Source organism: Citrobacter sp. Ca225 (assembly GCF_030337175.1).
Lineage (GTDB): Bacteria > Pseudomonadota > Gammaproteobacteria > Enterobacterales > Enterobacteriaceae > Citrobacter_A > Citrobacter_A amalonaticus.
The window spans coordinates 96,786-115,088 of sequence record NZ_JAOWCD010000078.1; the positions used below are offsets into that span (position 1 = coordinate 96,786).

Consider the following 18,303-nt stretch of genomic DNA (forward strand, 5'->3'; position numbering starts at 1 on the left):
TGCGTAGAAAACCATCCAGAGGATTATCATGTCAGCGATTCAGGGGATTGAAGGGGTTATCAGCCAGCTCCAGGCGACGGCGATGAGCGCCAGGGCGCAGGAGACACTGCCGCAACCGACCGTGAGTTTTGCCGGTCAATTGCACGCGGCGCTGGACCGCATCAGCGATACACAAACTGCTGCCCGCGTACAGGCGGAAAAATTCACGCTGGGTGAGCCGGGGATTGCGCTCAACGATGTGATGACCGATATGCAAAAAGCCTCAGTTTCCATGCAGATGGGAATTCAGGTGCGCAACAAACTGGTATCGGCCTATCAGGAAGTGATGTCCATGCAGGTGTAGGTTTGAGTGCCGGATGGCGCTGGCGCTTATCCGGCCTGTGATTCCCTGTAGACCGGATAAGGGGCCGTTGCCTTCCGGCAATCAGTTACTTCTGAATCAAATAACGAATTGTCGGCCCATCTTGCTGAATATCGAGCACGGTGTAGCCATGGTTGCGCGCATCCAGCGGAATGTTATTGATGGACTGCGGACAGTCGCTGACCACTTCCAGAATTTCCCCTTTCTTCAACTGCGGCATCGCTTCCAGCGTCGCGACGGCAGGGTAAGGGCAGGGCTCGCCGACCATATCAAGGCGATAATCAGGAACAATGTTTTTCATGCGGATTCCTTAGCAGGGGTCAGCCCGGCACGACGGAAGAAATGTTTTTCCCAGCCGATGATTAACATCAGGGCGGCAAACAGCAGCAGATAGGTTACCAGCAGGCCGCCGAGCGGACCGAAGGTATTGAGCAGGTTAATTTTATCCCAGTTGGTGGCCAGCGCAGGGGCGAAGTCATCCCAGTAGTAGGCCAGAATCGTTGAGCCGATGACGTTACCGAGACCCACCCACCAGTAGTGTACCTGGCCTTCCACCGCGCGGTACATCCAGCCGGTTTCACACCCGCCCGCCAGCACGATACCAAAACCAAACAACAGCCCGCCGATTACTGCATTTGGGCCCGCCCACATGATTTTGGCTTCCACGCCCAGTTGTACGTAGCTGAAAATACCGATTGCGCTGACGCCCATCCCGAAGATGATCGCCTTTGCCATATGGGTGCGTCCGGTGATCCACAGATCGCGGAAGGCGGAGGTGAAGCAGATTTGCGCGCGCTCGATCAGCAGACCAAAACCCACGCCGAACAGCATCGCCAGACCCAGCTTCGGCTGGTTCATGGCGGTCAGTAGCGCCCAGCCAATCATGCCGATAAACACCAGCATGCCGAGGCGGAAACGACGGCGCGCCTGATCCGGTTTCTGCGTCAACGGCGACGCAGCGGAGACTTTCTGCATGTTGACCGGAATGCGGAATATTGGCAGCAGGGTAAAACGTGCGCCAAACCAGGAACCGATGGCGGTTGCCAGGGCAAAGAACCAGGCGTGCAGAGAGAATTGAGGAATACCAGTAAAGAATGCCGCCAGGTTGCAGCCCATCGCCATACGCGCGCCGAACCCGGCGATGATCCCGCCCAGCACCGCCTGCATGATGCGGATGCGACTGCGCGGCATGCGTAGTTTGACGTTGTTGGCCCACAACGCTGCCGCGAAGCAACCGCCGAACATACCGAGGATCATCATCCCGTCGATGCGAGTGAGCGGGGTGCCTTCCAGGTGGATAAGCTTGTAGTAGCCCCATTCTTCCGCATGGACGCCAAACAGTTGCAGGATTTGTCCGCCCCAGCGGGTAAATTCACCCGTGACGGCCCAGAAGGTGCCGGTGATGCCAAAATAATACGTAGAGAGAATACCCGCTGCGATGACCGCAGGGATGGGCGCCCAGAATTTAACTAACCAGGCTTGTTTGAATTGTTGCCATGACATGTGTTTTGCCTCTGAACTCAGAAGGTGTGAAACAAGAAAGCGGATAGTACACCACGGCGGCAATTTTGCCTGGTACTATTAAGCGGTAATCCCAAATGGATCAAAGTTCTGCTGGCACCGCGAAAGGCTGGCGACCGCAGGCCTTTAATGCCACAATCCTCTTTTCTTCGCATGCAGGATGAATGATGAAAAAATGTGCAATCGTTGGGGCGTTACTGATGTTAGCGGGATGCGCCGAGGTGGAAAACTACAATGATGTGGTCAAAACGCCTGCGCCCGCCGGGCTGGAAGGGTACTGGCAGACTAACGGGCCGCAGCGCAAACTGGTGAGCCCGGAAGCTATTGCCAGTCTGGTGGTGACCAAAGAGGGCGATACGCTCGATTGTCGCCAGTGGCAGAGGGTTATTGCGCTGCCGGGTAAGCTAACGATGTTGTCCGGTGACTTGACCAACGTGACGGTCAAACGTGAACTTTATGAGATCGAGCGGGAAGGGAACACCCTGGAATATGACGGGATGACCCTGCAACGCGTGGATCGTCCAACGGTGGAGTGTGCCGCCGCGCTGGAGAAATCCCCGCTGCCAACGCCATTACCGTAATCAATTGTCCCCGACAGTTTTCCCTGTCGGGGCGCTTCATCAGATCACCTCCTCAATGACCCATACGCTGACGCTGCCGCCATTGCAGTAAAACGTAGCCTCGCCATTTTCGTCAGTGATGACGATCTCCTCGCGGTTTCCCAGATAGTCGCGCCAGGTTTTATTGCCGTAGTTTTCACCCAGCATAAGCGTTTTTTCACCGTCGTCGCCATTGGATAACACCACCACGCATCCGGGATCGTCGTCCGTTCCGCTACGGCTGAAAGCAATGCAGTTGGGGTGATCAAACCAAAGCGTCTGAATGCCGTGGGCGAAACGCTGGCGGGCAAGAATGAGTTCGGCGAGTTGCTCGATGACAGGCATGTCGATGGTATAGGTTTCCCCGTCGCCTCCGGTATCTTCATAGTGCGCGCCATAGAGATCGGGATAGAAAACCGACGGTACGCCATTTTCCCGCAGCAGGATGAGCGCGTAGGCCAGCGGTTTGAACCATGCTTCAACGGGGGCTTCCAGCGCTTGCAACGGCTGGGTGTCATGGTTGGCGACCAGCGTCACGGCGTGAAACGGATCGGCTTCTACCAGCGTGCCGCTGAAGATCTGGCTCATGTCGTAATCACGTCCCTGACGCGACGCTTCATGAAAATTGAGCTGTAACGGGGCGTCGAACAGCATCGTTTTGCCTTCCACCTGGTCGATATAGGTTTGCAGCTTATCCACTTCGTGCGACCAGTATTCGGCAACGATAAACAGCGGCTTCGGTGCCACCTCCTGAACGTGTTCAATCCACTCTTTATAGAACCAGGCCGGAATGTGTTTTACCGCATCGAGACGAAAGCCATCACACTGCGTTTGTTCCATCACCCAGCGCGCCCAGTATTTAATCTCTTCGGTGACGGCGTGATTACGAAAGTCGATGTTTTCGCCCATCAGGTAATCGAAATTGCCCATTTCATCGTCGACCTGGTCGTTCCAGCCCTCGCCGGTATAGTCGTTGACGATTTTAAAAATGCCGTCTTCGTCAGGGTTTTCGATGTGGTCGATGCCGCTGAAGCATTTGAAATCCCAGATGAACTGCGAGTACTGACCGCCTCGCGCCGGGAAGGTGTAACGCGTCCAGGCTTCGCATTCGATGATCTCATCGGCAATCTGCGTGCGATCGTCTTCGTTGACCCGCTGTACGCGGAGGGGCTCTTTTTCGTCCGCCCCCATTTTGTGATTCACCACCACGTCGAGTAGCACCGCGATGTCGTTTTTCTTCAGCGCGTCGATAGCCGTAAGAAGCTGCGCCTTATCACCATATTTGGTGGCAAGGGAACCTTTTTGGTCAAACTCGCCGAGATCAAACAGATCGTAAGAGTCATAGCCGACGGAATAGCCGCCTGACGCGCCTTTATAGGCGGGCGGTAACCAGACCATGTTGATACCGATATCATTGAGGCTGTCTGCGCGCTCTGTCACCTCTTGCCAGAGTTTGCCACCTTCAGGGTAATACCAGTGGAAGAACTGCAGTAACGTGGGGTTTTTCATCTTCCGAGCTCCAGAAGTCTTGTAGACGACCTCTGGAGTATGGAAGATTTTTGCTAACGTAGCGGGAATTATTGTGGAGCAGGGGGAGCGTCGGGTACCAGCAGCATGCCAGAAAGCCGACCATAAGCATTGTTGAGCGACTGCTGACGCGTTGACTGGCCTATCAGACCACTAAGCTCATCGAGCCGTTGGCGCAGTAAACCTTTCAGGCATTCTTCGTTATCCAGCGTCTGTTTGATATAACTGGCCACGATATCCTGAATACTGCGTGTCATGCCCGGTGGAGTTTGCGTTTCAACGACCGCTTCAATACTTTGCAGATAGGTGACTTCCTGTTCCAGTAAAAGGTCCCATTCACCCCGCTGCGCAAGTTCGAGCAGCGACTGACTGAGCAGCGCAATGCGCTGCCAACGGTTGATAAACTCCACGGCTGAGGTCATTAACGAGACTCCTGGGAAGATGCTTTCGGTGAGATCTGTTTCCAGGCTTCCGCAATGTTGCCGAGTAACCCTTCCACTTCTTCAATGGCTTGACTGTCATTGCGTAAATTAGCAAGTAATAAACGACGGATCATATAGTCATACAGCGAAGAGAGATGGTCGGCGAGTTCGCCGCCATTCTCCTGATCCAGTCCCGCTTTCAGACCATTATCAATGATATTGATAGCCTTACTCAGCGCTTCCCCTTTGGCGGTAATATCACCTTGCTCTAAAAACAGGCGAGCGCGCACCAGGGCGCTGTTTGCGCCATCAAACAACATTTCGATCAACTGGTGCGGACTCGCACTCATCACGCCGCTTTCCACGCTGATTTGCGCATAAGCTTTGGTACCGCTCGCGGTATACATGTTTACCTCTGGTTATCAGGAACTGGTCATCGCAGTAAATTGCTGGTTCAGGTAGCTACTGGTATTATTCAACTTGCTCATCATCGTATCCAGTTGCGTAAATTGAGCCTTATACCGCGCAATGGTATCGTCGATACTGGCACTGACGGAAAGATACTGTTTAGTCAGTTTTTTCAGCGTGGCATTGATGCTGTCCTGGGCGCTGTCGATAATGCCATCATCGGCCAGGTAACCTTTCACCAGTGAAGCCACTTTGGTCGTAATTCCGGTCTCTTTGCCATCACCGACTAACAGCTGTTGAACATCCACGCTATTATCGGTTAGCGCTTTTTTCAGTTTTTCATCATCAATTTTCAGCTTACCGGTGGTGCCATCCTGGGTAATGCCCATTTGCGATAACGTTTGGAATTTCCCGTCATTGGCGCTGGAGGAGAATTGACCACGGATACCGGTCTGGATGGTGCGAACGGTGCTGTCACCGAGGAGTGCGCCGTTGCTCGTGCTTTGTTCTTCTGCGCCCGGATCGACTGAGGTGTATTTCGTCAGGGTACCAATGGTATCTACCAGCGAATTGTATGCGTCCACCCAGCTTTTAATCGCGGTTGTTGCTTTATCATTACTTTTCGTTACCGTGACGGTGACATCTTTAACTTCTTTTGTCAGGTTCAACGTAATACCCTGAGGGGCATCGGTCACGGTGTTACTGCTACGAACAATATCAATGCCGTTGACGTTAAGTTCTGCGTCTTTCGCTTCAACAATTTGCTCAACGTTATTGCCAACCACATCCGGGTTATTGAAGCTGATAAATTGATTGAGTTTTTCATCTCCTGAGACGGAGATGCTCATTTTATTAGCGACACCCGTTTCTGATGAGGTCAGTACAAGCTGAAAATCATTGTCTTTCAGTTTTACAATACTGGCAGTGACACCACCGTTGGCATTATTAATCGCATCACGCATCTCGACTAAAGAAGTCTGATCTTTGGTAAGCTTTATCTCCAGAGGCTTCTCTTTCCCGTCCTGCTTAATGATGAGTGTGCGTTCCGCGTTGTCATTACCTTGGACAGCTTTACTGTCCGTCACTGTTGTGGTCGTGCGAAGCGATTGCGCTTGGGCTATATGCGTCACATTTATTTTATAAATACCAGCCGCTGCTCCTGCTGTGGTGCTGACGGTGAGATCGGTTGAGTTGCTGACTGCGGTCGTGCTTTTAAAAAGGTTTGCATCATTCAGTGCAGTGTTCGCGGTCTGGAATTTTTCCAGCGAGCTTTTTAACGTTCCAAACGCCGTCAGTCTTGCTGTAAAACTGCTCTGCTGCTGAGTGATAGGTTTCAGGCGTCCCTTCTCAGCCGTGGTCAGGTTCGTCAGTAATGTATCCAGCGGCAGGTTTGAACCCACGCCTAATGAAGTAAAAGAAGCCATGCGTAATCCCTTTTAATTGCAAACAGTGGTTAGCCACCTTATCGGCAATCTGGCGGCAAAGTTTAATAATAAATTTGGAGAAATAATGGCCGGAATAGTGTGCAAGAAGACGGGTTATTCAAAGGCTAAGAAAAAATGGGGGGAAACTAAAAATTCTCTAAAGTTCGAAATTCAGGTGCCGATACAAGGGATACGGTGAGAAACCGTGGGCAACAGCCCAATAACATCAAGTTGTAATTGATAAGGAAAAGATCATGGCACAAGTCATTAATACAAACAGCCTGTCGCTGTTGACCCAAAACAACCTGAACAAATCTCAGTCTTCCCTGAGCTCTGCGATTGAGCGCCTGTCTTCCGGTCTGCGTATCAACAGCGCGAAAGACGATGCTGCGGGTCAGGCGATTGCTAACCGCTTTACGTCAAACATTAAAGGCCTGACTCAGGCTTCTCGTAACGCCAACGACGGTATCTCCATCGCGCAGACGACGGAAGGTTCTCTGTCGGAAATCAACAACAACCTGCAGCGTGTCCGTGAACTGTCTGTGCAGGCAACGAACGGCACCAACTCCGAATCAGATCTGAAATCCATCCAGGCTGAAATCACCCAGCGCCTGAGCGAAATTGATCGTGTATCCGGTCAGACTCAGTTCAACGGCGTAAAAGTGCTGGCTTCTAACCAGACCATGAAAATTCAGGTCGGTGCAAATGATGGCGAAACCATCGAGATCAATCTGCAAGAGATCACTTCCAGCACTCTGGGTTTAGGTAATCTGGATGTGACTAACAAAGGTCTGGATCTGAGCAAGCTGTCTACTACTGCGCTGACTGATGCTAAACCATCTTCTAGCGTTCCGACTGCAAGTCATACGTTGACTGCAAAAGATACTGCAACAACCAATCCATACTCTCTGTATGTTGATGATGCGGATGCCAACATTGTTTACGCAAGTAATAACGGCACAGATTTCTACAAAGTGTCTAACTATGACAAAGATACCGGGGTTGTAGATTTTGACGGTGCAACGAAGGAAACCGGCACTATCACTGCAACTAAAGCAGCCGCTGGTCAAAACGTCAATATTGGTGGCACTACCGTTGTAAACGCAGATTCTATCTCTCTGAATAACACGGCTCTTGCTGCGACGACCTCTTTCTCTGTTGATAAAGATGGTCAGATGTATGTGAAAGTAGGTTCTGATATTTTCAAAGGTACGGTTGACCTGAATACCGGGATTGTGAGCTATAAGAGCTCTGATACTCCGGAAGCTGCGGCAGCGGCGAGCGAAGCTGCTGTTACCACTGGTGACGTTATTGGTAGTACTACGCCAGCGGTTAAACTGGATCTTGGGGGCATTACAGGTCTGGGTGACAACCCGCAGGTATTCTCCGTTAAAGGCGGCGGTTATGTCATCAAAGGTACTGAAAACGATGCCGATGCATACTACAGCGCCACCATCAAAGATGATGGTACCGTTGTGAAAGGCGATAAGCTGAATTCTGATCCGATGGCTTCTATCGATAAAGCGCTGGCTCAGGTTGACTCTTTGCGTTCTGACCTGGGTGCGGTACAGAACCGTTTCGATTCTGCTATCACCAACCTGGGCAACACCGTTAACAACCTGTCTTCTGCTCGTAGCCGTATCGAAGACGCTGACTACGCGACTGAAGTGTCTAACATGTCTCGTGCGCAGATCCTGCAACAAGCAGGTACTTCTGTACTGGCACAGGCTAACCAGACGACTCAGAACGTTCTGTCTCTGCTGCGTTAATTTACGCTTCTTGCGCAAACCCCGCTCCGGCGGGGTTTTTTCGTTCTGGCTTTACCGGTAACCCCTAAATAACCCCTCATTTCACCCACTATTCACCCGATTAAAACCCCTGCAGAAACGGATAATCATGCCGATAACTCATTTAACGCAGGGCTGTTTATCGTGAATTCACTGTATACCGCTGAAGGTGTAATGGATAAACACTCGCTGTGGCAGCGTTATGTACCGCTGGTGCGTCACGAAGCGTTGCGCCTGCAGGTGCGTTTGCCCGCGAGCGTAGAACTGGACGATCTGCTACAGGCGGGCGGTATCGGGTTATTGAATGCAGTTGACCGATATGACGCTCTGCAAGGAACGGCATTTACCACTTACGCAGTGCAGCGTATTCGTGGGGCGATGCTGGATGAACTACGCAGCCGCGACTGGGTGCCGCGTAGCGTTCGGCGCAATGCCCGCGAAGTGGCACAGGCGATGGGGCAACTGGAACAGGAATTAGGGCGCAACGCGACGGAAACTGAGGTGGCGGAGCGGCTGGCGATTCCTGTAGAAGAATATCGTCAGATGTTGCTTGATACCAACAACAGCCAACTCTTCTCCTATGACGAGTGGCGGGAAGAGCATGGCGATAGTATCGAGCTGGTGACAGAAGAACACCAGCAGGAAAACCCGTTACAACAGCTCCTTGAGAGCAATTTGCGCCAGCGCGTGATGGATGCCATTGAAGCCCTTCCGGAACGCGAACAACTGGTGCTCACGCTCTATTACCAGGAAGAACTCAATCTCAAAGAGATTGGCGCGGTTCTGGAAGTCGGAGAGTCACGGGTCAGCCAGTTGCACAGTCAGGCCATAAAACGGTTACGCACGAAGCTGGGTAAGTTATAGCGAACGACGTTGTCGGCGCTGAAAAATGCCGCACAACGTATTGACTACCAGGAGTTCTCATGACGGTGCAGCAATCAAAAAGACGGCCTCTAAGCCGCTACCTCAAAGACTTTAAACACAGCCAGACGCATTGCGCCCATTGCCACAAGTTACTGGATCGCATCACGCTGGTGCGCAAAGGGCAGATCGTCAATAAAATCGCCATTTCCCGCCTCGATACACTCATGGATGAAGCCGCCTGGCAGCAGGAGCAGAAAGAGTGGGTGGCGCTATGCCGTTTCTGCGGCGATCTGCACTGCAAGACGCAGAGCGATTTCTTCGACATCATTGGTTTTAAACAATTCCTGTTTGAACAGACCGAAATGAGCCACGGGACCGTACGCGAGTATGTTGTCCGTCTGCGCCGTCTCGGTAATCATCTCAGCGAGCAGAAAATTTCTCACGATCTGCTCCAGGACGGTTACCTTGATGAAAACCTGGCGCCGTGGCTGCCGGAGACCAGCACCAACAACTATCGCATCGCGCTGCGTAAGTACGCACAATATAAAGCGCATGCTCGCCCCGAGCAGCAACAGAATTCCTCCCTCCGGATGACTTCTGATATATATTAAAAATGAATAAGATGTAGCAGAGTGATTTATGTCGTTACCCATAAACGCTCTACACTACGGGCATTCATAACAACATTCGGGGTAAATATGAAATTAGCACTTCTGGGGCGCCAGGCGCTGATGGGCGTGATGGCTGTGGCGCTTGTCGCGGGAATGAGCGCAAAAACGTTTGCAGATGAAGGGCTGTTAAAGAAGGTTAAAGATCGCGGCACGCTGCTGGTGGGGCTGGAAGGCACCTATCCGCCGTTCAGTTTCCAGGGCGATGACGGTAAATTGACCGGCTTTGAAGTGGAATTTGCCGAAGCGCTCGCGAAGCATCTGGGCGTGAAAGCCACGCTGAAACCGACCAAATGGGACGGGATGCTGGCCTCTCTGGATTCTAAACGCATCGATGTGGTGATCAATCAGGTCACCATCTCCGACGAGCGGAAGAAGAAATATGATTTCTCTACCCCTTATACCGTCTCCGGTATCCAGGCGCTGGTGAAAAAAGGCAATGAAGGCGCGATTAAAACTGCAGCCGATCTGAAAGATAAGAAAGTGGGCGTGGGCCTGGGGACTAACTATGAAGAGTGGTTACGTCAGAACGTCCAGGGCGTTGATATCCGGACTTATGATGATGACCCGACGAAATATCAGGATCTGCGCGTAGGCCGTATCGACGCCATTCTGGTGGATCGTCTGGCGGCGTTGGATCTGGTTAAAAAGACCAAAGATACGCTGGCGGTCACCGGTGAAGCCTTCTCCCGTCAGGAGTCAGGCGTTGCGCTGCGTAAAGGCAATGAAGATCTGCTGAAGGCGGTGGACGCAGCGATTGCTGAAATGCAGAAAGACGGCTCGCTGAAGGCGCTTTCTGAGAAGTGGTTTGGCGCGGATATCACCAAATAGTCCGAACGATATGAAAAAAAAGGCGCTTTAATCAGCGCCTTTTTTATTTCATGCGTTTGAACGTGCATAATAAAAAGAACATCACAACAACGAATAATCGGAGGCTTTATGCCACTGCACAACCTGACACGCTTTCCGCGCCTGGAATTTATCGCTGCGCCGACGCCGCTGGAATACCTGCCGCGCTTTTCTGACTACCTGGGACGGGATATCTTCATCAAACGCGATGACGTCACACCGATGGCGATGGGCGGAAATAAGCTGCGCAAGCTTGAGTTCCTGGCCGCAGATGCGCTGCGTGAAGGCGCTGATACGCTGATCACGGCAGGCGCGATTCAGTCTAACCACGTGCGTCAGACGGCGGCGGTCGCCGCGAAGCTGGGACTGCACTGCGTGGCGCTGCTGGAAAACCCCATTGGCACCACGGCGGAAAACTATCTCACCAATGGCAACCGACTGCTGCTGGATCTGTTCAACGTACAGGTTGAGATGTGCGATGCGCTACATGCACCGGATGCCCAATTGCAAGAACTGGCCACCCGAATCGAAGCGCAGGGCTTTCGTCCCTACATTATACCGGTTGGTGGTTCAAACGCGTTGGGGGCATTAGGCTATGTTGAAAGCGCGCTGGAAATCGCTCAGCAGTGTGAAGGCGCGGTGCAGCTCTCTTCGGTGGTGGTAGCATCTGGCAGTGCAGGAACGCACGCCGGGCTGGCGGTTGGGCTGGAACAACTGATGCCGGATGTGGATCTGATTGGCGTAACCGTTTCACGCAGCGTAGCCGATCAAAAACCGAAAGTGGTGGCGCTGCAACAGGCTGTTGCCAGAGAACTGGAACTGACAGCGGCGGCGGAGATTTTGTTGTGGGATGACTACTATGCCCCAGGCTATGGCACGCCAAATGAAGAGGGGATGGAAGCCGTGAAGTTGTTGGCGCGTCTGGAAGGGATCCTTCTCGACCCCGTCTATACCGGAAAAGCGATGGCCGGACTGATTGACGGAATCAGCCAGAAACGCTTTAAAGACGAAGGCCCGATTCTCTTTATCCATACTGGTGGGGCGCCTGCGCTGTTTGCCTACCATCCACACGTGTAATTTCGGATAAGCTCATGCAAGAAAGTATCCAACTGGTTATTGATTCCCTGCCGTATCTGCTCAAAGGGGCTGTGTTTACGCTGCAACTCAGTATTGGCGGGATGTTCTTCGGCCTGCTGCTGGGATTTATCCTCGCGCTGATGCGCCTGTCGCCGCTGCTGCCACTGCGCTGGCTGGCGCGTTTCTATATCTCTATTTTTCGCGGTACGCCGCTTATCGCACAACTGTTTATGATCTACTACGGTCTGCCGCAGTTTGGTATTGAGCTGGATCCGGTGCCGTCCGCAATGATTGGCCTGTCGCTCAATACGGCGGCCTATGCCGCGGAAACGCTGCGCGCGGCGATTTCATCGATTGACAAAGGACAGTGGGAAGCGGCTGCCAGTATCGGGATGACGCCGTGGCAGACAATGCGTCGCGCCATTTTACCGCAGGCTGCCAGGGTAGCGCTGCCGCCGCTGAGCAACAGTTTTATCAGTCTGGTGAAAGACACGTCGCTGGCGGCCACCATCCAGGTGCCAGAACTGTTCCGTCAGGCGCAGCTGATCACCTCGCGCACGCTGGAGGTATTCACCATGTATCTGGCGGCATCGCTGATCTATTGGATCATGGCAACCGTGCTGTCTTCATTGCAGAACTACTTTGAAAATCAACTGAACCGCCAGGAGAGAGAGCCGAAATGAGTGCGATCGACGTAAAAAACCTGGTCAAGAAATTTCATGGGCAGACGGTGCTGCACGGCATCGATCTGCAAGTGCAGGCGGGAGAGGTGGTCGCGATCATCGGTCCCAGCGGGTCGGGAAAAACGACGCTTCTGCGCAGTATTAACCTGCTGGAACAACCGGAAGCGGGTACGATCACCGTGGGTGATATCACCATTGATACGGCGCGATCGCTCGGTCAGCAACGAACGCTGATTCGCCAGTTGCGCCAGCATGTGGGCTTCGTGTTCCAGAGCTTCAATCTCTTTCCCCATCGCACGGTACTGGAGAATATCATTGAAGGTCCGGTTATCGTGAAAGGCGAGGGCAAAGAAGAGGCGATGGCGCGGGCGCGGGAACTGCTGGCGAAAGTGGGGTTGGCCGGGAAAGAGACCAGCTACCCGCGGCGCTTATCCGGCGGGCAGCAGCAGCGAGTGGCGATTGCCCGTGCGCTGGCCATGCGTCCGGAAGTGATTCTGTTTGATGAACCGACGTCTGCGCTCGATCCTGAGCTGGTGGGCGAGGTGTTGAGCACTATCCGTCAACTGGCGCAGGAAAAACGCACCATGGTGATTGTGACCCATGAAATGAGCTTTGCCCGCGATGTTGCGGACCGGGCGATATTTATGGATCAGGGGCGCATTGTGGAACAGGGGCCAGCCAAAGCGCTATTTGCCAATCCACAGCAACCGAGAACCCGTCAGTTTCTTGAGAAGTTTCTGCTGCAATGATTGGTTTTCTCCACTCGTCCGGGATTATCCCATTTCGGCCGAGTGGAGATGCATAAATAGTAATACCAGACGCATGATGATGAACGTATTTCCCTGGACAAAATACGCGAACTGAAACAACGCTCAAGTAATCTGCTCCCTGACCGATATTTTATACATCTACCGTATGTTTATGTGATAGGTTATTTCTCACATTTAAAATGATTATCACTCTCAAGGGTGCGAATACTGAGTATGCAGGATTTAGATTTCTTTACTTGGCGACGGACGATGCTGTTACGCTTTCACGAAATGACTTGCGCAGAAGACGTCTACAGCGAATTACAGCAGCAGACACTATTGCTGGAATTTGATTATTACGCGCTGTGTGTCAGGCATCCGGTTCCGTTCACGCGTCCTAAAATTTCCCTTCATACCACTTATCCCGATGCGTGGGTTTCGCAATATCAGGCGGAAAACTATTTCGCGATTGATCCTGTGCTGAAGCCGGAAAACTTCATCCAGGGACATCTGCCCTGGAATGACGCATTATTCAGTGACGCGCAGACGATGTGGGATGCTGCTCGTTCACACGGATTACGCAAAGGCGTCACGCAATGTCTCATGCTGCCAAATCGCGCATTAGGCTTTCTCTCGGTCTCACGGTCAAGCCTGCGTAATACGCCGTTTGCGGGCGATGAAGTCGAATTGAAACTGCAGTTGCTGGTGCGCGAAAGCTTAACGGCACTTTCCCGACTCGAAGATGAAATGGTGATGGCGCCGGAAATGCGCTTTAGCAAACGGGAAAAAGAGATTCTGAAATGGACGGCGGAAGGGAAGACTTCAGCTGAAATTGCGATGATTCTGTCGATATCAGAAAATACCGTTAACTTTCACCAGAAGAATATGCAGAAGAAGTTTAACGCGCCGAATAAGACGCAGATTGCGTGCTATGCCGCGGCGACCGGGCTTATCTGAAACAATAAACGTTCTGCGTGGCAGACGATAAACCGGCTGAAAGCACTGCTCTCAGCCGGTTTTTCTTTACTGACGGTAAGCTTGTTTAATTTGCTTAACAGTGCTGGAAAATACTGCAGCCTGCGCGTCGTCTTCGACCAGCGCGATCTGTTTTTCCATTTTAAGAATCACGCGGCCCGCATCCGCCTGGCCCATGGCTTGCAGCATCAGCGTTAACAGCGCCTTCAGGCAGGTGACTTCATTAGCCAGTTCTTGATTATTCTCGGCAGTGGAAAAATCAGGCGTACTCATTTATTTTCCTCGTAATGTTTCAGTAAAAATTTGCGATGATAAATGTTAAGGCCGCGGAGTATACCATAAGCTGAGGGAAAAATAGCAGTGGTTGTTTTTCGATCGGAAATCACACCAGCGGAGTTAAATTAAACAACAACATAAGAAGTCTATATTTTCCTCACTTATTGTTTATTCCGAGTATTTTACTCGTTAATTATTGTTACAAACTTACCTGTCTATTTAGCATTTAGGCGAGAGAAAGCGAGTTTTTGTCACTATTGTGAAACCTCGTTCCCGAAATAGTGCGTGTAACTGGCTGTTCTTAGCCTAAGTTTCCACAAAGCGTACAGACTAATTTCCGAAAACGAGAGCAAAATCGGTTACCGGACGTTTTTTACGTTTTAAAGTTGAGATAAAACCCGCTAATATAGTGGCGATCCACTATCAGTAGCGTTATCCCTATTCTGGAGATATTCCTTTGATCAACGTTCTTCTTGTTGATGACCACGAACTGGTGCGCGCAGGGATACGACGCATTCTTGAAGATATAAAGGGTATAAAAGTTGTCGGTGAAGCAGGTTGCGGTGAGGATGCCGTTAAATGGTGTCGCGCCAACACCGTCGACGTCGTGTTGATGGACATGAACATGCCCGGTATTGGTGGCCTTGAAGCCACGCGCAAAATTGCGCGTTCAACTGCCGATATTAAAGTGATTATGTTGACCGTTCACACGGAAAACCCGTTGCCGGCAAAAGTGATGCAGGCCGGAGCCGCAGGTTACCTGAGTAAGGGCGCTGCGCCTCAGGAAGTGGTAAGTGCCATCCGCTCGGTTTATTCCGGGCAGCGCTACATTGCTTCTGACATCGCCCAGCAAATGGCATTAAGCCAGATTGAACCCGAAAAAACGGAAACCCCGTTTGCCAGTTTGTCTGAGCGCGAATTGCAGATTATGCTGATGATCACTAAAGGTCAGAAGGTGAATGAGATTTCCGAGCAGTTGAATCTCAGCCCTAAAACGGTGAACAGCTATCGCTACCGTATGTTCAGTAAACTAAACATTCATGGTGATGTAGAGCTGACTCACCTGGCAATTCGCCATGGCCTGTGTAATGCGGAGACGTTAACAAGCCAGTGAGCGATCAGTTTGACGCGAAAGCGTTCCTAAAAACCGTAACCAGTCAACCCGGCGTTTATCGTATGTATGATGCCGGTGGTACGGTTATCTATGTGGGTAAAGCGAAAGACCTGAAAAAACGGCTTTCCAGCTATTTCCGCAGCAACCTGGCTTCGCGTAAGACCGAAGCGCTGGTTGCGCTCATTCAGCAAATCGATGTGACGGTGACGCACACCGAAACGGAAGCGTTGCTGCTCGAGCACAACTATATCAAGCTGTATCAGCCGCGTTACAACGTGCTGTTACGTGATGACAAATCCTATCCCTTTATTTTTCTCAGCGCGGATACGCATCCCCGGCTGGCTATGCACCGTGGCGCGAAACATACCCGAGGCGAATACTTTGGCCCGTTTCCCAACGGCTATGCCGTCCGTGAAACGCTGGCGCTGTTACAGAAAATTTTCCCGATCCGTCAGTGTGAAAACAGCGTTTATCGCAATCGCTCGCGCCCTTGTCTGCAATACCAGATCGGCCGTTGCCTGGGGCCCTGCGTCGAAGGCCTGGTGAGTGAAGAAGAGTATGCGCAGCAGGTTGACTATGTTCGGTTGTTTTTATCCGGTAAAGATGACCAGGTCTTAACTCAACTGATCGCGCGGATGGAGAAAGCCAGTCAAAATCTGGCGTTCGAAGAGGCTGCGCGTATACGCGATCAGATCCAGGCCGTGCGCCGGGTGACGGAGAAACAGTTCGTTTCCAACGCGGGGGACGATCTGGACGTGATCGGCGTTGCGTTTGATGCCGGGATGGCCTGTGTCCATGTGCTCTTTATCCGCCAGGGGAAAGTGCTGGGCAGCCGTAGTTATTTCCCGAAAGTGCCGGGAGGGACTGAACTGGGCGAAGTGGTAGAAACCTTCGTCGGGCAATTCTACCTCCAGGGCAGCCAGATGCGCACGTTGCCTGGCGAGATTCTGCTGGATTTCAATCTGCACGACAAAACGCTGCTGGCCGATTCGCTTTCTGAACTGGCAGGGCGTCGTATTAATGTGCAGACCAAACCCCGCGGCGATCGCGCACGTTATTTGAAACTGGCGCGGACCAATGCCGCCACGGCGCTGACCACGAAACTCTCTCAGCAGTCGACCATTACCCAACGGTTGACGGCGCTGGCAACCGTGCTGAAGCTGCCAGCTGTAAAACGGATGGAATGTTTTGACATCAGCCACACGATGGGCGAACAGACGGTGGCATCGTGCGTGGTCTTTGATGCGAACGGGCCTCTGCGTGCGGAATACCGTCGCTACAATATCACCGGTATCACGCCGGGCGATGACTATGCGGCAATGAATCAGGTACTGCGTCGCCGTTATGGTAAAGCCATCGAAGAAAGTAAGATTCCGGATGTGATCCTGATCGACGGCGGAAAAGGGCAACTGGGGCAGGCGAAGGCCGTTTTCGCCGAGCTGGATGTCCCCTGGGATAAAAACCACCCTCTGCTGTTAGGTGTTGCAAAAGGCGCTGACCGTAAAGCCGGTCTGGAAACGCTGTTCTTTGAACCGGAAGGTGAGGGATTTAGCTTGCCGCCGGATTCGCCGGCATTGCATGTGATTCAGCATATCCGCGATGAGTCCCACGATCATGCCATTGGCGGCCACCGTAAAAAACGGGCGAAAGTGAAAAACACCAGTACGCTGGAGACCATCGAAGGCGTTGGACCGAAACGTCGCCAAATGTTGTTGAAATATATGGGTGGTATGCAAGGATTACGTAACGCCAGCGTTGAAGAAATTGCAAAAGTGCCGGGTATTTCGCAAGGACTGGCAGAAAAGATCTTCTGGTCGTTGAAACATTGAGTCCGCTGTAGCAACATAGGGGTAAATTCTCTGACAACAGATAGTTACCCGTCACTATGCAATTTAATATTCCAACGTTGCTTACGCTGTTTCGCGTCATACTTATCCCATTCTTTGTCGTGGTGTTTTATCTGCCATTCACCTGGGCGCCGTTCGTTGCTGCGCTGATCTTCTGTATCGCTGCGGTGACCGACTGGTTTGACGGTTTTCTGGCGCGTCGCTGGAACCAGAGTACGCGTTTTGGTGCGTTTCTCGACCCGGTTGCGGATAAAGTGCTGGTGGCAATTGCGATGGTACTGGTGACCGAGCACTATCACAGTTGGTGGGTGACGCTGCCCGCGGCCACGATGATTGCACGTGAAATCATCATTTCCGCGCTGCGTGAATGGATGGCGGAACTGGGTAAGCGCAGCAGCGTGGCGGTCTCCTGGATCGGCAAAGTCAAAACCACCTCGCAAATGGCAGCGCTGGCCTGGCTGCTGTGGCGTCCGAATATCTGGGTGGAGTACGCGGGGATTGCACTGTTCTTCGTCGCTGCGGTCCTGACGCTGTGGTCAATGTTCCAGTATTTGAACGCCGCGCGTGGGGATTTGCTTGATCAGTGATCGTTTCGCCGTAAATTTCAGCAAACGATCCTAAGTGGCGAAAAATATCGTTGACTCATTGCGTCAGGTAAGTAGAATGCAACGCATCGAACGGCAGCACAGATTGCCAGACGATAGTAAAATCAAGTGATTAACGATTTACTTGATGATGCGGGAATAGCTCAGTTGGTAGAGCACGACCTTGCCAAGGTCGGGGTCGCGAGTTCGAGTCTCGTTTCCCGCTCCAGATTAAGACATCGGCAGTTGCGGGTGTCAGTCGCAAGACAAGATTTAAGGCGCGTTAGCAAAGCGGTTATGTAGCGGATTGCAAATCCGTCTAGTCCGGTTCGACTCCGGAACGCGCCTCCACTTTCTTCCCGAGCCCGGATGGTGGAATCGGTAGACACAAGGGATTTAAAATCCCTCGGCGTTCGCGCTGTGCGGGTTCAAGTCCCGCTCCGGGTACCATGGGAAAAGCAGAATAATCAAAGCAATAAGCAGTGTCGTGAAACCACCTACGGGTGGTTTTTTTGTGTCTGAAATTTGCCTCCAGATTGTCTGGTAACCGTCTGTGGGCGTCATTTCA

21 protein-coding genes and 3 tRNA genes are annotated in these 18,303 nt (G+C 52.1%); 16 read left to right on the forward strand and 8 right to left on the reverse strand.

The annotated features are described in order from the left end of the window. Positions 1-28 precede the first annotated feature (28 nt). Complete coding sequence (gene fliE, locus OGW13_RS13055; protein ID WP_043000291.1) at positions 29-343, forward strand: flagellar hook-basal body complex protein FliE; 315 nt, start codon at positions 29-31, stop codon at positions 341-343. A gap of 85 nt (positions 344-428) precedes the next feature. Here the strand turns inward: fliE and yedF are convergent, their stop codons facing one another. Together yedF and yedE are read right to left on the reverse strand one after the other, a co-directional pair. After that, positions 429-662 carry a sulfurtransferase-like selenium metabolism protein YedF gene (gene yedF, locus OGW13_RS13060; RefSeq protein WP_000790504.1) on the reverse strand — a complete coding sequence of 78 codons (234 nt, stop codon included), beginning with the start codon at positions 660-662 and terminating at the stop codon, positions 429-431. After that, on the reverse strand, positions 659-1,864 hold the full coding sequence (gene yedE / locus OGW13_RS13065; RefSeq protein WP_044257596.1) for a selenium metabolism membrane protein YedE/FdhT: 1,206 nt from the start codon (positions 1,862-1,864) through the stop codon (positions 659-661). The genes yedF and yedE overlap by 4 nt, the downstream gene beginning before the upstream one ends. A gap of 185 nt (positions 1,865-2,049) precedes the next feature. Here yedE and yedD point away from each other — a divergent pair, with 185 nt between their 5' ends. After that, entirely contained in the window at positions 2,050-2,463 is a 414-nt protein-coding gene (gene yedD / locus OGW13_RS13070) for a lipoprotein YedD (protein ID WP_043000294.1), read from the forward strand. Between the two features lie 39 nt (positions 2,464-2,502). On the opposite strand, the gene amyA is transcribed toward yedD, so the two are convergent. The 4 genes from amyA to fliD form a co-directional block, all read right to left on the reverse strand. After that, positions 2,503-3,990 carry an alpha-amylase gene (gene amyA, locus OGW13_RS13075; protein WP_287116198.1) on the reverse strand — a complete coding sequence of 496 codons (1,488 nt, stop codon included), beginning with the start codon at positions 3,988-3,990 and terminating at the stop codon, positions 2,503-2,505. Positions 3,991-4,058: 68 nt separating this feature from the next. After that, positions 4,059-4,430, reverse strand: a complete 372-nt coding sequence (gene fliT, locus OGW13_RS13080) for a flagella biosynthesis regulatory protein FliT (protein ID WP_043000296.1) — start codon at positions 4,428-4,430, stop codon at positions 4,059-4,061. Beyond that, positions 4,430-4,837 carry a flagellar export chaperone FliS gene (fliS, locus tag OGW13_RS13085; protein ID WP_043000297.1) on the reverse strand — a complete coding sequence of 136 codons (408 nt, stop codon included), beginning with the start codon at positions 4,835-4,837 and terminating at the stop codon, positions 4,430-4,432. Before fliS ends, fliT begins: the two co-directional genes overlap by 1 nt. Before the next feature lie 15 nt (positions 4,838-4,852). Then, a complete protein-coding gene (gene fliD, locus OGW13_RS13090) occupies positions 4,853-6,262 on the reverse strand; it encodes a flagellar filament capping protein FliD (protein WP_104446624.1) in 1,410 nt (469 codons plus the stop codon). 254 nt (positions 6,263-6,516) lie between these two features. Between fliD and OGW13_RS13095 the strand changes: the two genes are divergently transcribed. From OGW13_RS13095 to sdiA, 8 genes are all read left to right on the forward strand, one after another. After that, positions 6,517-8,031, forward strand: a complete 1,515-nt coding sequence (locus OGW13_RS13095; RefSeq protein ID WP_043000299.1) for a flagellin N-terminal helical domain-containing protein — start codon at positions 6,517-6,519, stop codon at positions 8,029-8,031. A 162-nt stretch (positions 8,032-8,193) separates the two neighbouring features. Next, entirely contained in the window at positions 8,194-8,913 is a 720-nt protein-coding gene (gene fliA / locus OGW13_RS13100; protein ID WP_044257600.1) for an RNA polymerase sigma factor FliA, read from the forward strand. Between the two features lie 59 nt (positions 8,914-8,972). Continuing rightward, positions 8,973-9,524: a flagella biosynthesis regulatory protein FliZ gene (gene fliZ / locus OGW13_RS13105; RefSeq protein WP_043000300.1), complete on the forward strand. Its 552-nt coding sequence runs from the start codon at positions 8,973-8,975 to the stop codon at positions 9,522-9,524. Between the two features lie 87 nt (positions 9,525-9,611). Further along, positions 9,612-10,412, forward strand: a complete 801-nt coding sequence (gene tcyJ / locus OGW13_RS13110) for a cystine ABC transporter substrate-binding protein (RefSeq protein WP_043000301.1) — start codon at positions 9,612-9,614, stop codon at positions 10,410-10,412. Positions 10,413-10,520: 108 nt separating this feature from the next. Beyond that, the gene (gene dcyD, locus OGW13_RS13115) at positions 10,521-11,507 is read left to right on the forward strand and encodes a D-cysteine desulfhydrase (RefSeq protein ID WP_287116199.1); all 987 of its coding nucleotides are present in this window, start codon (positions 10,521-10,523) and stop codon (positions 11,505-11,507) included. Between the two features lie 14 nt (positions 11,508-11,521). Further along, positions 11,522-12,190, forward strand: a complete 669-nt coding sequence (gene tcyL, locus OGW13_RS13120) for a cystine ABC transporter permease (RefSeq protein WP_042318310.1) — start codon at positions 11,522-11,524, stop codon at positions 12,188-12,190. Then, positions 12,187-12,939: an L-cystine ABC transporter ATP-binding protein TcyN gene (tcyN, locus tag OGW13_RS13125; protein WP_043000303.1), complete on the forward strand. Its 753-nt coding sequence runs from the start codon at positions 12,187-12,189 to the stop codon at positions 12,937-12,939. Before tcyL ends, tcyN begins: the two co-directional genes overlap by 4 nt. A 234-nt stretch (positions 12,940-13,173) precedes the next feature. Further along, positions 13,174-13,896, forward strand: a complete 723-nt coding sequence (gene sdiA / locus OGW13_RS13130) for a quorum-sensing transcriptional regulator SdiA (RefSeq protein WP_043000304.1) — start codon at positions 13,174-13,176, stop codon at positions 13,894-13,896. A 66-nt stretch (positions 13,897-13,962) separates the two neighbouring features. On the opposite strand, the gene OGW13_RS13135 is transcribed toward sdiA, so the two are convergent. Together OGW13_RS13135 and OGW13_RS25875 are read right to left on the reverse strand one after the other, a co-directional pair. Then, entirely contained in the window at positions 13,963-14,187 is a 225-nt protein-coding gene (locus tag OGW13_RS13135; protein ID WP_042318315.1) for a DUF2594 family protein, read from the reverse strand. A gap of 19 nt (positions 14,188-14,206) precedes the next feature. Next, complete coding sequence (locus tag OGW13_RS25875; RefSeq protein WP_418219740.1) at positions 14,207-14,254, reverse strand: hypothetical protein; 48 nt, start codon at positions 14,252-14,254, stop codon at positions 14,207-14,209. A gap of 393 nt (positions 14,255-14,647) precedes the next feature. On the opposite strand from OGW13_RS25875, the gene uvrY reads away from it, so the two are divergent. From uvrY to OGW13_RS13165, 6 genes are all read left to right on the forward strand, one after another. After that, a complete protein-coding gene (gene uvrY / locus OGW13_RS13140) occupies positions 14,648-15,304 on the forward strand; it encodes a UvrY/SirA/GacA family response regulator transcription factor (protein WP_043000305.1) in 657 nt (218 codons plus the stop codon). Next, the gene (gene uvrC, locus OGW13_RS13145) at positions 15,301-17,133 is read left to right on the forward strand and encodes an excinuclease ABC subunit UvrC (RefSeq protein ID WP_287116200.1); all 1,833 of its coding nucleotides are present in this window, start codon (positions 15,301-15,303) and stop codon (positions 17,131-17,133) included. The genes uvrY and uvrC overlap by 4 nt, the downstream gene beginning before the upstream one ends. A 56-nt stretch (positions 17,134-17,189) precedes the next feature. Next, the gene (gene pgsA / locus OGW13_RS13150; RefSeq protein ID WP_042318323.1) at positions 17,190-17,738 is read left to right on the forward strand and encodes a CDP-diacylglycerol--glycerol-3-phosphate 3-phosphatidyltransferase; all 549 of its coding nucleotides are present in this window, start codon (positions 17,190-17,192) and stop codon (positions 17,736-17,738) included. A 150-nt stretch (positions 17,739-17,888) separates the two neighbouring features. Then, positions 17,889-17,964 (forward strand) — tRNA-Gly (locus OGW13_RS13155). A gap of 48 nt (positions 17,965-18,012) precedes the next feature. Further along, positions 18,013-18,086, forward strand: a tRNA-Cys gene (locus OGW13_RS13160). 12 nt (positions 18,087-18,098) lie between these two features. Next, positions 18,099-18,185 (forward strand) — tRNA-Leu (locus OGW13_RS13165). Positions 18,186-18,303 lie beyond the last annotated feature (118 nt).

Bases quoted from the DNA above. Each gene is read 5' to 3' on its own strand.
- fliE (WP_043000291.1), top strand. From the start codon at position 29: ATGTCAGCGATTCAGGGGATTGAAGGGGTTATCAGCCAGCTCCAGGCG.
- yedF (WP_000790504.1), bottom strand. From the start codon at position 662: ATGAAAAACATTGTTCCTGATTATCGCCTTGATATGGTCGGCGAGCCC.
- yedE (WP_044257596.1), bottom strand. From the start codon at position 1,864: ATGTCATGGCAACAATTCAAACAAGCCTGGTTAGTTAAATTCTGGGCG.
- yedD (WP_043000294.1), top strand. From the start codon at position 2,050: ATGAAAAAATGTGCAATCGTTGGGGCGTTACTGATGTTAGCGGGATGC.
- amyA (WP_287116198.1), bottom strand. From the start codon at position 3,990: ATGAAAAACCCCACGTTACTGCAGTTCTTCCACTGGTATTACCCTGAA.
- fliT (WP_043000296.1), bottom strand. From the start codon at position 4,430: ATGACCTCAGCCGTGGAGTTTATCAACCGTTGGCAGCGCATTGCGCTG.
- fliS (WP_043000297.1), bottom strand. From the start codon at position 4,837: ATGTATACCGCGAGCGGTACCAAAGCTTATGCGCAAATCAGCGTGGAA.
- fliD (WP_104446624.1), bottom strand. From the start codon at position 6,262: ATGGCTTCTTTTACTTCATTAGGCGTGGGTTCAAACCTGCCGCTGGAT.
- OGW13_RS13095 (WP_043000299.1), top strand. From the start codon at position 6,517: ATGGCACAAGTCATTAATACAAACAGCCTGTCGCTGTTGACCCAAAAC.
- fliZ (WP_043000300.1), top strand. From the start codon at position 8,973: ATGACGGTGCAGCAATCAAAAAGACGGCCTCTAAGCCGCTACCTCAAA.
- tcyJ (WP_043000301.1), top strand. From the start codon at position 9,612: ATGAAATTAGCACTTCTGGGGCGCCAGGCGCTGATGGGCGTGATGGCT.
- dcyD (WP_287116199.1), top strand. From the start codon at position 10,521: ATGCCACTGCACAACCTGACACGCTTTCCGCGCCTGGAATTTATCGCT.
- tcyL (WP_042318310.1), top strand. From the start codon at position 11,522: ATGCAAGAAAGTATCCAACTGGTTATTGATTCCCTGCCGTATCTGCTC.
- tcyN (WP_043000303.1), top strand. From the start codon at position 12,187: ATGAGTGCGATCGACGTAAAAAACCTGGTCAAGAAATTTCATGGGCAG.
- sdiA (WP_043000304.1), top strand. From the start codon at position 13,174: ATGCAGGATTTAGATTTCTTTACTTGGCGACGGACGATGCTGTTACGC.
- OGW13_RS13135 (WP_042318315.1), bottom strand. From the start codon at position 14,187: ATGAGTACGCCTGATTTTTCCACTGCCGAGAATAATCAAGAACTGGCT.
- pgsA (WP_042318323.1), top strand. From the start codon at position 17,190: ATGCAATTTAATATTCCAACGTTGCTTACGCTGTTTCGCGTCATACTT.